The following is a 13739-nucleotide window of genomic DNA, read 5'->3' as shown; positions in this document are numbered from 1 at the left end:
CCCTCCCCCGCCCCCGTCGTCGACCGCCACCTGGCTCGACGCCGACGACCCGGAGCACCCGCCGGAGGCGTCCTCCCGCGAGGTGCAGAACATCCCCCTCGGGCTCGGCGCGCTGCTGCTCGGGGTCGCCGCCGTGGTCTTCGCCGCGGTGGCCACCAGCTCGATGGACGCCCTGGCCCGGCTGGGCGTCCTGCTGCTCGCGACCGTGCTGATGCTGCTCGCCCCGCCGGTGCTGGCCCGGCGCGGGCTCACCTCGACCGCCGAGACCATCTCCGCGGTCGGCCTGCTCCTGGTGCCCCTCGCCGGCTACGCGCTGTGGGCGGTGGACCGGATCGGCAGCGGCGCCTCGGGCGCGGTCTTCGCCGGGATCATCTTCGCCGTCACCGCCGGCGTCTCCTTCGGCTACGCGGGCTGGACAGGGCTGCGCGCGCCCCGGTTCGCCACCGTGCTGGCCGCCCAGCCGGTGCTGCCGCTGCTGGCGTACGACCGGATCACCGGCCCGGGCGGCTGGGCGCTGGTGCTGACCGCGGTGGCCCTGCTCGACCTCTGGCTGGCGCGTTCGACGGTCACCGTGGAGCGGCCGGTGCGCCGGGACCTGCCCGAGCCCTCGGCCGCGCCCGCCGGATCCCCGGCCGCGCCCCGGCAGCGCCGCGCCGACGGCCGACCGGAGGGGGCGCCCGAGGAGGCCGGCGAGGTGCTCGACGGCGGGCTGCCGGCGCAGGAACGCGCCCCGGCCACCCGGCCGGTGCCGTGGCTGCGCGAGCTGACCTGGGTGCTGCACGGGGTGGCGGTCGCCCTCGCCCTCGCGTACGCCGTCTCCGCCCTGCTCCGCGCGAGCACCGTGCCGGCCGCCACCGGGGCCGGGCTGGCACTGCTGCTGGCCGCCGCGGTGGGGCTGGCCGGGACGCTGGTGCTGCGCCGCCCACCGCTGCCCGACCTCGGCGCCGGGATCTTCACCCTCGCCGTGATCGGCGCGCTGAGCCGGATCGCCTCGGTGGCCTTCCCCGGGCGGGCGCTGCTGCTGATCGCGGCGGTCATCACGCTCACCGGGCTGGCCGTCCGGGCGGTGCCGGCGGCGGCCCGACGCGGGCCGCAGCTCGCCTCGGCGGTGGCGCTCACGGTCAGCGGAGTGGTGGTCGCGGGGGGCGCCCTGCGTGCCGGGGTCGCCCCCGTCCGGGCCGCGCTGCCGGCCTGGGCGGCCGACCTGGACCACTACCCGGCCGAGCTGGCGGCGGGCGCGGGCCCGGCCGCCTGGCAGCTCGCCGCCAGCGCCTTCCTGCTGACCGTCGCCGCGGTGCTGGCCCTGCCGCCGGAGATCCGCCGGGAGTTCGCCGTGGTCGGCGCGGCGCTGACCGCGCTCGCCGTACCGGCGTCGTTCGGCCTCGGGTGGGCGGTGGCGCCCTGGCCGATGGTGCTGACGGCGGTCGGTATCGGGGTGGTCGGGCTCTCCGCCCGCACCGAACGCGCGGCCCTGGCGCACGCGGCGGCCGCCGCCGGCGTCGGCCTGTTCGGCGCGGGCGCGGGACTGGCCCGGCCGGCGTTGACCACCGCGGTCCTGCTCACCCTGTTCGCCGCCGGGGTCCTGGTCGCCGTGGCGCCCCGGATGCGACTCGCCCCGGCGGCGGCCGACACGGTCTCGGCATGGGCCGCCGGGGGCGCGGCGTTCGCGCTGCCGGGTGCGGTGGCCGCCTTCGTCGCCGCCACCGTGCCCACCGACCCCACGCCCACCCCGGCGAGCCTGCGTGAGGTCACCGTCCCGGTGCTCGCGGCCAGTTTCCTGGCGGTCTGCGCCACCCTCGGCTATGCCGCCATCGTGCAGGTCTCCCAGCGCCGCATCCCGACGCCGCTGGCGGTGGGCACCGCCCTCGGTGCGGTCACGGTCACCGCCGCCGCGTTCGGGGCCCCGGGGGCCACCGCCGCCGACGCCTGGGTCGGCGGCCTGCTGCTCGTCGCCGCCGCGATGGTGGTGTTCGCCGGCCCCATCGACGCCGGCCGACGCTCCGACCTCAACCTGGACGGTTCCGACCTGGCCGCCGCGGCGGTGACCGCCGCCCTGATCGCCACCCTGGCCCGGATCGCGGCCGTCCTCGCCCCCGGCGGGCAGCTCGCCGTCGCCGCCGCGCTGGTGCTGCTGGTGGCCGTGGCCGCAAGGGCGATGCCGGAGGAGTGGCGACGCGGGCCGATCGTCGGCCTCGCCGTCGGCGGCGTGCTGATCGGGCTGCTGGCCGGTTGGAGCGCGCTGCGGGGCGGGCTGGGGGTGCTCGCCACCCCGGGACCGATCTGGGCCGGGGACCTGACCGGTTGGCCGGCCGGGCCGACCGGCGGATCGACGTGGCAGGCCCCGGTCGCGCTGGCCCTGCTCGGCGTCGCCGCCGCGGTCCTGCTGCCGCCACCGTGGAAGTACGACGTGTCGGGCGCGGCGGCCGTGCTCGCCACGATCGGCGCGCCGGCCGCGTTCGACCTGGCGTGGTGGTCGCCCGTCCTGGTCGGCGGGATGGTCGCCACCGTCTTCGGGGCTGCCGCCGTGGCCGCCGTCGACCCCCGCGCCGGCCTGTCCCGGGCGGTCGTGGCCGGTGTCGTCGCCCTGCACGCCGCCGGTGCGGGGCTGGTCCGGCCGTGGACCACCGCGCTGGCGCTGGGCAGCATCGCGCTGATCGGCGTCGTGGTGGCAGGGCTGGCGCGGTCGCTGGCCGTACCGCTGGTGGATGACGTCGAGACCGAGGGGATGCCGCCGCACCTGGCCCAGATCGGGGGTGCCGCGGCCGGCGCCGCCCTGCTCGCGTTCCCCGGCGCCGTCGCGGCGCTGGCGGCCGAGTTCGGTCGCGCGCCGGAGGTGGTGCTCACCGCCGCGCTGGCCGCGTCCAGCCTGGGCCTGGCGGCGGTGGCCGCCGTCCGGCGGCGGATCCCGCAGTACCTGCCCTGGACGAGCGCGGCGGTGGCCGGCGGCGCCACGGTGAGCGCCCTGGCGGCCGTCCCCGCCGGCCAGCCCGTCGGTGTCTACGCCGCCGCCGCGGCCCTGCTCGGGGTGCTCGCCGAGCTGGTCCGGGGCGCGACCGAACCACCGGTCGGCGCGGCCCAGCCGGTGCGGCGCTGGGCCGTGCTGCTCGACGGCGCACTGCGGCGGCTGCCCGACGACGGGACGCAGCGCCGCTGGCGGGTCAGCCCCGCCGCCGGTGCGCTCGCCGCCGCCGCGCTGCCCACCGCCCTGGCGCTGGTGTCGATCGCGCCGTCCCTGGTCGTCGCCCTGGTCGATCCGCACCGCAGCCTCGCCCGGGTCTGGCAGGGGCCACCACCGGAGCTGCTCACCCCGCCACCCGACGCGGTCGACCCGACCCACGTGCTGACCGCGCTGCTGCTCACCGCGACCGCCGCGCTGGCCGCCACCGGCTTCAGCGGCGGGCGACGCTCCCGGGCGGTGCCGGTGGTGCTGCCCGGCGCCGCCGTGACCCTGCTGATCACCCCGGTGTCGCTCGGCAACGGCTGGCCGGCGAGCACCCTGGCTGCGCTGGCCGTGTTCACCATCTCGATGCTCGGCCTGGCGCTCACCCCGCCCCCGCCGCTGGCCGAGCGGGCCCGCTCGCTGCGCCTGACCCGGGTGCTCGTCTTCGCCATCGGGCTGGCCGCCGGGAGCGCGGGCCTGGTGGGCAGCCTGGCGACCCGGGAGCTGACCCTGTTCACCCTCGGTGGCGCGGTCGGCGTCGGCACGGTGGCCGCGCTCTTCGGCACCACCCAGCGGGCGCGCATCCTCGGCTGGCTGTTCGCCTCGCTGATGGCGCAGCTCTTCGTGCTCACCGCCGGCCTGGTGGCCGGCCTCGCGGCCGTCTGGTCCGCCTTCGGCGTGCTGGCCGTCGGCGCGGCCCTGCAGGTGTTCGCCGCGACCCTGCCCCGGCTGCGTCGCCCCGAGGCCCAGCGGGAGGCGGCCACGGTCGAGTGGAGCGGGTACGCCGCCGCCCTCATCGCCCTGGCGCTGGCCTTCGACTCGCCCCGGCACATCGCGGCCCTGCTGGCCGGCTGGGGCGCGGTCCTCGGCGTGGCGGCCACCCGACCCGGCCGCCGGCCGGTGGAGCGGCGCATCCTGTTCTGGGCGGTCGTGGTCTGCGAGATCGCCGCCTGGTGGATCCTGATGCGGGTCGCCGACGTGGCGCTGCCGGAGGCCTACACGCTGCCCTTCGCGGCGCTCGCCCTGCTCGTCGGCGTGCTGGAGCTGCGGCACCGGCCCGACCTGAGCAGCTGGGTCGCGTACGGGCCCGCGCTGGTCGCCGCGTTCGTGCCCACCCTGGCGATCGTGCTGGCCACCGACTCCAGCACGCTGCGCCAGGTGCTGCTGCTGCTCGGCGCTGTGGCCGTCCTCGTCTTCGGGTCGATGAGCCAGCAGCAGGCACCGGTGATCGTCGGCGCGGCCGTGACCGCGATCGCGGCGGTGCACGCGCTGTTCAGCCTGGGGCCGTGGCTGGCCCTGATCCCCGTCGGCATCCTGCTGCTGGCACTCGGCGCCAGCAACGAGCGCCGGCGCCGCGCCCAGGAACGCCTCCAGACGGCCCTGCGCGGCATGCGGTAAGGCCAGCGGTCCCGCCTGCGGATGCCACCGTGGGCGGGCCCGCCGGCCGGGGCTGCGGGTCGTGGCGCTGCACTGCGGGTCGTGGCGCACCCGCCGCCGCCCCCTTCAGTCAGCCGGCATCCCGCGCGGCCGGCTCCTGGCTGCCCCCGACGTCGCTGGCCGCCCCGGGTGCCGTTCCCCCGCCGAGCCAGGAGACACAGGGCGTGACTCCCCGGCCGAGACGGCACCTAGCCCCTCGGCCCCTTTGCTCTGCATCCATATACGCAACAGTCGCTCTACGTTACAAACGCTTGCGACCTCAATCACCGGAGTCAAGACAAAAAGCCAGCTCAGGCGGCCGGTGCGTCGATGGCTGCAGAGCAAAGGGGCCGAGAGGGCACTGTTGTCTCGCGCCCTCGCCGTGACCGTCGGTAACGTGGGCACCCGTCACCGACAGTGACGACCCTCCGGGTCTGCCTAACCCCTCCGCCGCCTCTTCCCGCAGGAGTACCGACCATCGGACGACACACCGACGGGCGGAAGCCGCGACAAGAGGCGGAAGGAGCCATCTAACGGGCGGACCGAGGGCGCAGCGGGCACGAAGGCGAAGCGCACCAAAGACGAAGCGGACCGAAGACGAAGCGACCCCAAGGCGGAGCGGGCCGAAAGCGCAGCGGACCGCGACGGGGCCGATTGGCAGGGTCGAACGGAAGGTGGGGGAGGAAGCGGGGTGGAGACGGCGGGCCGAGGGATCAGGCGAGGGAGGCGCGCAGGGCGGCGTCCTTCTCGGCGACCAGCTGCTCCAGGTCGGCCTGATAGGCCGACATGCGGTCGAGCAGGGCGCGGTCGGCGGCGGCCAGGATCCGGACGGCGAGCAGCCCCGCGTTGCGGGCGTTGCCGATCGACACGGTGGCCACCGGCACGCCGGCCGGCATCTGCACGATGGAGAGCAGCGAGTCCATCCCGTCGAGATGCTTCAGCGGCACCGGAACGCCGATCACGGGCAGCGGGGTGACCGAGGCGACCATTCCGGGCAGGGCGGCGGCGCCACCCGCCCCGGCGATGATGACCTTCAGGCCCCGGTCGGCCGCGGCGCGCCCGTAGTCGATCATCTTGATCGGGGTACGGTGCGCCGAGACCACCTCGACCTCGTACGGCACCTCGAACTCGTCCAGCACCTCGGCGGCGGCCTTCATCGTCGGCCAGTCCGAGTCGCTGCCCATGATCAGCCCAACGACGCTCAAGCCCGCCCCTCCCGCAGCCAGTGGGCCGCGCGCGCGGCCCGCGTCCGTACGTCGTCCAGGTCGTCACCGAGCACCGTGACGTGCCCGATCTTGCGACCGGGCCGCACCTGCTTGCCGTAGAGGTGCACCTTCGCGCCCGGCTCGGCCGCGAAGAGATGGTGCAGCCGCTCGTCGATCGACATCCCGCCCGGCTCGCCACCGAGCACGTTCGCCATCACCACCACGGGAGCGGTCAGCGAGGTGTCTCCCATCGGATAGTCGAGCACCGCCCGCAGGTGCTGCTCGAACTGCGACGTGCGGGCGCCCTCGATGGTCCAGTGCCCCGAGTTGTGCGGCCGCATCGCCAGCTCGTTCACCACGATCCGGCTGCCCCCGGGCGCGGCCCGGTCGGCGACCTCGAACAGTTCCACGGCGAGCAGGCCGACCACGCCGAGCGCGGTGGCCAGGTCGATGGCGAGCTGCTGGGCAGCGACCGCCAGCTCCTCCGGCAGGTCCGGCGCGGGGGCGAGCACCTCGACGCAGATGCCGTCGCGCTGCACCGTCTCGACCACCGGGTACGCGGCGACCTGCCCGAACGGCGAGCGGGCCACCTGCACGGCGAGTTCCCGGCGCAGCGGCACCCGCTCCTCGACGATCAGCCGGGTGCCGCCGGCCAGCAGGGTCGTGGCCAGCTCCTCGGCCTGCGCCGCGTCGTCGACCAGCCAGACGCCCCGGCCGTCGTACCCGCCGCGGGCCGCCTTGAGCACCACCGGCCAGCCGGTCTCGTCGCCGAACGCCACCAGGTCGGCGGGCTCGGCGACGGGCCGCCACGCCGGGTTCGGTGCGCCCAGCTCACCGAGCCGCTCCCGCATGGCCCGCTTGTCCTGGGCGTGCAGCAGCGCGTCGGCCGGCGGGAAGAGCTTCACGCCCTCGGCGGCCAGCGTGCGGATGTGCTCGGTGGGGACGTGCTCGTGGTCGAAGGTGACCACGTCGCAGGCCTTGGCGAAGGTGCGCAGCGCGGCGAGGTCGGTGTGGTCGCCGTACTGGACGTCGGCGGCGACCAGCGCGGCGCCGTCGTCGGGGGCCAGCGCGAGCACGCGCAGCGACTGGCCGAGGGCGATCGCGGACTGGTGGGTCATCCGGGCCAGCTGGCCACCGCCCACCATGCCGACAACGGGCAGACCGGTACGGGAATCCATAGCCGCGCCAGCCTATCGGGACGCCCCGCCACCTGCGCCGCCGGATGGCCGATCCCACACGGCGGCAGCCGTACGGCTCAGCGCCGGGCGAGCTGGCCGACCAGGTCGTCCACCGTCGTCACCGGGCGCTCGCAGACGAAACCCCGGCAGGCGTACGCGGTGGGCCGCCCGTCGACCATCGGCCGGTCGGCGAGCAGCGGTACGCCGGGCTGCCCTGGGCGGCCGGCCACGATCACCGCGCCGGGCGGGGCGTGCCGGTGTGCCGCCGCGACCAGCGGGTCCCCGGTCGGCTCGTCGGTGACCACCGCGATCTCGTACGGCCCGGAGAGCAGCGCCTCGCCGACGGTCGCCGCGTAGCCGGTGAAGCGGGCGTGCCGGCCGACGATCGGCGCCACGGTCGACAGCGCCGCCTCGGCGGCCTCCCGGTAGCGGGTCTCGCCGGTCAGCGCCGCGTACGCGACCAGCGCCGCGACGATCGCGGAGCGCCCGGACGGGGTGGCGTTGTCGGTGGGGTCGGCGGGACGGGTGACCAGCCGCTCGGCGTCGTCGGCGGTGTCGTAGAACCCGCCACCGGGGGCGGCGAACCGCTCCAGCGCGACGTCGAGCAGCCGGCCGGCCAGCGTCAGCCAGCGCCCCTCCCCGGTGAGCTGGTGCAGCGCGCAGAACGCCTCGGCCACGCAGCCGTGGTCCTCCAGCACGCCGGCCGGCTCGCCGACGACGCCGGCCCGGGAGACCCGGCGCAGCCGTCCGTCGACGATGTGCCGGTCGGCGAGCACCTCGCCGATCCGGACGGCCGCGGCGGCGGTGACCGGGTCGCCGGTGAGCGCGCCGTGCTCGACCAGCGCGGTGACCGCGAGCCCGTTCCAGGCGGCGACCACCTTGTCGTCGCGGGCCGGTTGGGGCCGGGTGTCGCGGACCTCGCGCAGCCGGGCCCGGATCCGCTCCCAGCGGGCGGCCACGTCCGGGGCGGCGTCGTCGACGTCCCGGGCCAGCCGCAGGACGCTGGTGCCGTGCTCGAAGGAGCCCTCCTCGGTGACCGCGAACAGGTCGGCGGCGAAGCGGCCGTCGTCCTCCCCCAGCGCCTCGACGAGCTGGGCCGGCGTCCAGGAGTAGGTGAGCCCCTCGACGCCCTCGGTGTCGGCGTCCAACGCGGAGGCGAGCCCGCCCTCGGGGGTGCCCAGGTCGTCGATCATGAAGGCCGCGGTCTCGGCGGCGACCCGGGCCGCCAGCGGGTCGCCGGTCAGCCGCCAGAGCTGGGTGTACGTCCGCAGCAGCAGCGCGTTGTCGTAGAGCATCTTCTCGAAGTGCGGCACGGTCCAGTGCCCGTCGACGGAGTAGCGGGCGAAGCCGCCGGCGAGCTGGTCGTAGATGCCGCCCCGGGCCATCGCCTCGCAGGTGTGCCGGGTGATCTCCAGGCTCCGCTGCGAGCCGGTGCGCTGGTAATGCCGGAGCAGGAAGAGCAGGTTCATGTGCGGCGGGAACTTCGGCGCGCCGCCGAACCCGCCGTTCGTGGCGTCGTACTCCTCGGCGAGCTGGTCGGCCGCGGCGTCGAGCAACGCGGCGTCCAGCGGCGCGGTGGGCCCGCCCACGGCCTGCGCGCCGCCGATCGCCTCGACCACGGCGGCGCCCTGGCTGATCACGGCGTCGCGCTGGTCCCGCCAGGCGGCGGCGACCGACTGGAGCAGCCGGACGAAGTTCGCCCGGGGGAAGTAGGTGCCGCAGAAGAACGGGGTGCCGTCGGGCGTGGCGAAGACGGTCATCGGCCAGCCGCCCTGCCCCGTCATCGCCTGGGTGGCGGTCATGTAGACGGCGTCGACGTCGGGGCGCTCCTCGCGGTCCACCTTGATGGCGACGAAGTCGTCGTTGATCAGGGCGCCGACCTGCTCGTGCTCGAACGACTCGTGGGCCATGACGTGGCACCAGTGGCAGGCGGCGTAGCCGACCGAGATGAGCACCGGCACGTCCCGCCGTTCCGCCTCGGCGAACGCCTCCTCGCACCACGGCCACCAGTCGACCGGGTTGTCGGCGTGCTGGAGCAGGTACGGGCTCGTGGCGTCAGCGAGTCGGTTCACCCGACGACCATAACCACCCGGGGACGCGCCCGCCCGCGCTCCGGCGGGCAGGGGCCTGCCCTCGTCGGGGGCGGGTCAGGAGGCGCCGTCGGCGCGCAGCGGCAGGACGTTGGGGCGGGCCTCGTCGAGGAGGGTGCCCAGCACCGCGCCGATCTTGTCGGCCGGCATCGGCTTGAAGAAGTGGTAGCCCTGGGCGGCGGTACAGCCCAGCTCGGCCAGCGCCAGGCGCTGCTCGGCGGTCTCCACGCCCTCCGCGACCACCCGCAGCCCCAGCTCGTGGGCGAGGCCGACGGTGGTCCGCACGATCGCCGCCGCCTCCGGGGAGTCGGCCATCCGGATCACGAAGGAACGGTCCACCTTGAGCTCGTCCACCGCGATCCGGGTGAGGAACGTCAGCGAGGAGAAGCCCGTGCCGAAGTCGTCGACCGCGAGCTGCACCCCCATCGACCGCAGGGTGGCGAGCACCTCGTCGATGATCTCCAGCTCGCTCATCACCACCGTCTCGGTGATCTCCAGGACCAGCCGGTCCGGCGGCACCTGGTGCCGGCGCAGGGCGTCGGCGATCTCGGTGGGCAGGCGGGGGTCGAGCAGGCTGCGCGCCGACAGGTTGACCGAGATCGGCACGTCGAGCCCGTCCCTGGCCCAGCCGGCGGCGACGGCGAGCGCCTTGTCCAGCACGTAGCGGGTGAAGGCGCCGAGCTGCTCGCTGTTCTCCACCGGGCGGATGAAGTCGTGCGGCCCGAGCCAGCCCCGGCGCGGGTGCCGCCAGCGGATCAGCGCCTCCACCCCGGTCGGGGCGCCGGTGGTCAGGTCGACGGCCGGCTGCAACGCCAGCACGAGCTGGTCGTCGGTCTTGAGCGCCTCGCGCAGCTCGGCCAAGAGGGCCAGCTGGTCGGTGCTCGCGGCGTCCCGGGTGGAGTCGTACGCGGCGACGTTGCCGCCGCCCTCCTTGGCCTGGTACATGGCGATGTCGGCCCGGCGCAGCAGCTCGGTCAGGTCGGCGGTGCCGGCGTCGGCGACCACCACCCCGACGGAGACCTCGACGGACATCCGCACCCCGGCCACCTCGGTCGGCGCGGCGAGCCGCTCGGCGATCTCGCGGGCCTGCCGCAGCGCGTACGCCATCGGGGCGGCCCGGTCGCCGATCACCGGCACCGACGTCAGCAGCAGGGCGAACTCGTCGCCGCCGAGGCGGGCGAGCAGGTCCCCGGGGCGGGTGAGGGTGCCCAGCCGGTTGGCGGTCAACCGCAGCAGCTGGTCGCCGGCGGCGTGCCCGAGGGTGTCGTTGACCTCCTTGAACTGGTCGATGTCGAGCAGCAGCAGCGCCACCGGGTGGTCGTGGGCGAGCTGGCGCAGCGCCTGGTCGCCCTTGCTGAGCATGGCCGACCGGTTCACCAGCCCGGTGAGCTGGTCGTGCACCGCCTCGTACGACGAGCGGGCGGTGACCAGTCGCAGCTCCCGGTGGGTCGCGGCGTCGTGCAGCGCGGCGGCGAGAGCGTCGCCGAAGGCGGCCACGGCGTCGCGTTCCCGGGCGTTGGGCGGCGCGCAGCGCGGGAACCGGACCCGCAGCTCGCCCACCCGGGCGGCGCCCACGGTGAGGGTGCGCACCAGCTCGTGGTCCTCCGGCTCGGCCCCGCCGGGCGGTGCGACCTCCCGGTCGACCAGTTGGCCGCCCGGGTCGCCCCGGTAGCGCCGCCACCGGCCGTCGCCCCGGGCCACGTCGACGTCGACGAGTTCGGCGTTGAACAGGGTCAGCGCGCCGGTCACCGCGGCCGTGGCGACGCCCCGCTCGTCGAGCTGGTTGAGCGCGGCGGTGGCCTCGGCGAAGGCCCGCCAGGTGCGGCGCTCCTGGTCGGCGCGGAGCCGGTGCCGGTAGGTCTGCTGGAGCAGCCACAGCGGCGGCGGGAGCAGCAGCAGCCAGCGCGCGTCGAGCTCCAGCAGCGCCACCACGACCAGGCCGACGGCCACGTTACCGACGAACATCAGCAGCTTGCCCCGCAGCGCGGCGAGCAGCGGCGGCGCGACGGGGATGCCGTGCCGCAGCGCCAGGGTGGCGCCGCCGAGCCAGGCGGTGGCCAGCAGGTAGGTGACCGAGCCCGCGAGCACGGCCAGGGCGAGCGCCGGGGTCGGCGTCGCCAGCAGCGGCTCACCGAGCAGGGTGGTGACCGGAACGGCCAGGGCGGTGGCGACGGTCAGCGAAGTCGTGATCCGGACGACCTCCAGCACCGGTCGCCGGTCGCCGAGCAGCGACATGGCCGACCAGGCGAGGGCGGCGCCGAGGAGCGCGGCCGTGGGGAGCCAGCCGGGGGGCGTCAGGTAGAGGCAGATGATCAGCGCCGCCTCGCCCCAGGTGATGCTCACCATCCCGGCGGCGGTGCGGAACCGCAGCCGGGCCAGCTGGGCGACGGCGAACACGCCGACGGCGAGGCCGAACCGGGCCGGCCCGCCGAGCGGGTCGTCGGCGGGGAGGCGGGTCGGCGCGGTCCATCCCAGCCCGGCGGCGACCAGTGCGGTGAGCGCGACGGCGGCGGTGAGCAGGAGCAGCCGCGCGGGGGTGCCGCGGGCTCCGAGCCGGTCGGTCGACTCGCCGGCCCTGCCGGAGGTCACCGAGCCGCTCCGCCGGCGGGCCGCTCGCCGGTACGACGGGCGGCCGCTGGTGTGGTGGTCATCGGCGCCCCCTCCCGCGCACGGCTCGGGAACTCTTGGTCCCCCCGGCGAGAGGCTAAGGCAAACCCGGTGGCCGCAACAGGGGGCGGCCACCGGGTTCGACGTGAATCATGGGCGGACTAGCCGTTGCGACGCTGCTGGCGCCCGGTGGGAGCGGCGGAGGATGAATCCTGCGCCTGCGCACCTTCTGTCGGATCGACGACTGCCGCGTCCGCCCGGTCGGGGGTCACCGACGGGCCCTGCTGGGGAAACCGGTCGGGCAGCCGCCGCAGCCGGGAGTTCATGTTGCGGATCAGCAGGACGGTGGCGGCGGCCAGAACGAGGATGAGGAAGAGGCCCATCGGCCCGGCCAGGCCACCCGTGCGGGTGTCCCCGAAGTTGTTCTGGGCGAGCACCTGTGCAGCGGTCAGCATGGCGTTCCTCCGGTGTGCGGTTGGTGACCAGGGTAGCCGGGCGCCGGATCAGCGGGCATGGACCGTCTCGCGCACCCCGGCGAAGAGGTCCGACTCGGGCAGCGGGCTGTCGACCAGCGAGCGGACCAGCTCGAAGTCCTCCGTCGGCCACGCCTGCTTCTGCATCTCCATCGGCACCTGGAACCAGAAGCCGTCCGGGTCGATCTGGGTGGCGTGGGCACGCAGCGCGTCGTCGCGGACCGGGAAGTAGTCGGCGCACTCGACCCGGGTCGTGATGCGGGGCCCCTTGTCGGGGCGGTCCTCCCAGCGCTTGATCCACTCTTCGTAGGGCGAGTTCAGGCCGGCAGCGAGCAGTCCCTCGTGCAGCGCCATGATCTTGCCCTTGGAGAAGCCGATGTCGTAGTAGAGCTTGAGCGGCTGCCACGGCTCGCCCAGCTCCGGATAGCGCTCCGGGTCCCCGGCGGCCTCGAACGCGGCCACGCTGATCTTGTGGGTCATGATGTGGTCGGGGTGCGGGTAGCCGCCCTCCTCGTCGTACGTCGTGACGACGTGCGGACGGAACTGGCGCATCAGCCGCACCAGCGGGCCGGCCGCCACCTCGACGTCCTGGAGGGCGAAACAGCCCTCGGGCAGCGGCGGGAGCGGGTCGCCCTCGGGCAGCCCGGAGTCGACGAAGCCGAGCCACGCCTGCTCGACGCCGAGGATCGCCCGCGCGGCGTCCATCTCCGCCCGGCGGACCTCGGCGATGTTGGCCCAGACGTCCGGTCGGTCCATCTTCGGATTGAGCACGCTGCCGCGCTCGCCGCCGGTGCACGTGACCACCAGGACGTCCACGCCCTCGGCGACGTACTTCGCCATGGTCGCGGCGCCCTTGCTCGACTCGTCGTCGGGATGTGCGTGGACGGCCATCAGTCGCAGTCGCTCTGCCAACGTCGGCGCTCCTCGTCTCTGCCGGCCGGCGGACCCCCCGCAGGACCGCCCGGCTGACCTGCCGGAATCCTCCCCCCGCGCCGGGACCTGCCGGTGCCGACCTGTCATATTTGACGACGGGACGGGCTGGGAGGATGGAACTCTGCCATTCTTGCCGATGCCGCCGACAACGACGCCAGGAGATACCCGCCGGTGACCGAGACGCACGCCACACTTCCGCCGGGCGCGCCGGCCTTCCCGCCGGGCCGGTACGGCCGCCGCCGGGAGCCCGGGCGCCGCCGGCCGCTGTTGACGGCGTTGCTGGTGGTCGCCCTGGTCGCGGTCATGACCCTGGTCGCGGTGCGGCTCTACCGGCAGTACGGCGACCCGAACTACGACGCCAAGGTGATCACCTACACCGGGATCACCGACAGCCAGGTGCTCGTCGACTTCCGGGTCACCGTGCCGGAGGGCCGCTCGGCGGTCTGCCTGCTGCGCGCCCGGAACCGCGACGGCGCCGAGGTCGGCCGGGAAGAGGTGACGGTGACCGCCCGGCCCGGCCAGCGGCAGGTGACCACGCAGCACCGGCTGGCCACCACCGCCCGGCCCTTCATCGGCGAGGTGGTGCGCTGCCGGCCCCCGGGCTGAGCAGGCACGACGCGGGCCGGACGCACCGGCGCGGCCCCGGCCGGCCGCCTCGGCGCCGGCGGCACCGCCGG

The 13739-nt window shown here is 75.7% G+C and carries 7 protein-coding genes and 2 pseudogenes; 2 read left to right on the top strand and 7 right to left on the bottom strand.

What is annotated here, in order from left to right; genetic code table 11:
- The coding region (locus ACSNN9_RS16445) for an SCO7613 C-terminal domain-containing membrane protein (RefSeq protein WP_436674097.1) at positions 1 to 4558 on the top strand (4558 nt) is incomplete at its 5' end.
- Between the two features lie 731 nt (positions 4559 to 5289).
- On the opposite strand, the gene purE is transcribed toward ACSNN9_RS16445, so the two are convergent.
- From purE to mca, 7 genes and pseudogenes are all read right to left on the bottom strand, one after another.
- The gene (purE, locus tag ACSNN9_RS16440; RefSeq protein WP_311414331.1) at positions 5290 to 5781 is read right to left on the bottom strand and encodes a 5-(carboxyamino)imidazole ribonucleotide mutase; all 492 of its coding nucleotides are present in this window, start codon (positions 5779 to 5781) and stop codon (positions 5290 to 5292) included.
- Positions 5778 to 6959, bottom strand: coding sequence for a 5-(carboxyamino)imidazole ribonucleotide synthase (locus ACSNN9_RS16435; protein ID WP_436674096.1), 1182 nt, complete (start codon positions 6957 to 6959; stop codon positions 5778 to 5780). Before ACSNN9_RS16435 ends, purE begins: the two co-directional genes overlap by 4 nt.
- 77 nt (positions 6960 to 7036) lie before the next feature.
- Positions 7037 to 7741: pseudogene (locus ACSNN9_RS16430) on the bottom strand (hypothetical protein); the annotation flags it as partial.
- A gap of 59 nt (positions 7742 to 7800) precedes the next feature.
- Positions 7801 to 9031, bottom strand: a pseudogene (locus ACSNN9_RS16425) (thioredoxin domain-containing protein); the annotation flags it as partial.
- 75 nt (positions 9032 to 9106) lie between these two features.
- The gene (locus ACSNN9_RS16420) at positions 9107 to 11575 is read right to left on the bottom strand and encodes a putative bifunctional diguanylate cyclase/phosphodiesterase (RefSeq protein WP_436674101.1); all 2469 of its coding nucleotides are present in this window, start codon (positions 11573 to 11575) and stop codon (positions 9107 to 9109) included.
- Positions 11576 to 11817: 242 nt separating this feature from the next.
- The gene (locus tag ACSNN9_RS16415) at positions 11818 to 12111 is read right to left on the bottom strand and encodes a hypothetical protein (protein ID WP_358085696.1); all 294 of its coding nucleotides are present in this window, start codon (positions 12109 to 12111) and stop codon (positions 11818 to 11820) included.
- A 48-nt stretch (positions 12112 to 12159) separates the two neighbouring features.
- Positions 12160 to 13041, bottom strand: coding sequence for a mycothiol conjugate amidase Mca (gene mca / locus ACSNN9_RS16410; RefSeq protein ID WP_357867899.1), 882 nt, complete (start codon positions 13039 to 13041; stop codon positions 12160 to 12162).
- Positions 13042 to 13233: 192 nt separating this feature from the next.
- On the opposite strand from mca, the gene ACSNN9_RS16405 reads away from it, so the two are divergent.
- Positions 13234 to 13668 (top strand): DUF4307 domain-containing protein, encoded by a 435-nt coding sequence (locus ACSNN9_RS16405; protein ID WP_436674095.1) that lies wholly within the window; start codon positions 13234 to 13236, stop codon positions 13666 to 13668.
- Positions 13669 to 13739: the final 71 nt, after the last annotated feature.

Source organism: Micromonospora sp. URMC 107 (assembly GCF_051386315.1).
GTDB lineage: Bacteria > Actinomycetota > Actinomycetes > Mycobacteriales > Micromonosporaceae > Micromonospora.
This window is presented reverse-complemented; position numbering and strand designations above follow the sequence as displayed.

Bases quoted from the DNA above. Each gene is read 5' to 3' on its own strand.
- ACSNN9_RS16435 (WP_436674096.1), bottom strand. From the start codon at position 6,959: ATGGATTCCCGTACCGGTCTGCCCGTTGTCGGCATGGTGGGCGGTGGC.
- ACSNN9_RS16415 (WP_358085696.1), bottom strand. From the start codon at position 12,111: ATGCTGACCGCTGCACAGGTGCTCGCCCAGAACAACTTCGGGGACACC.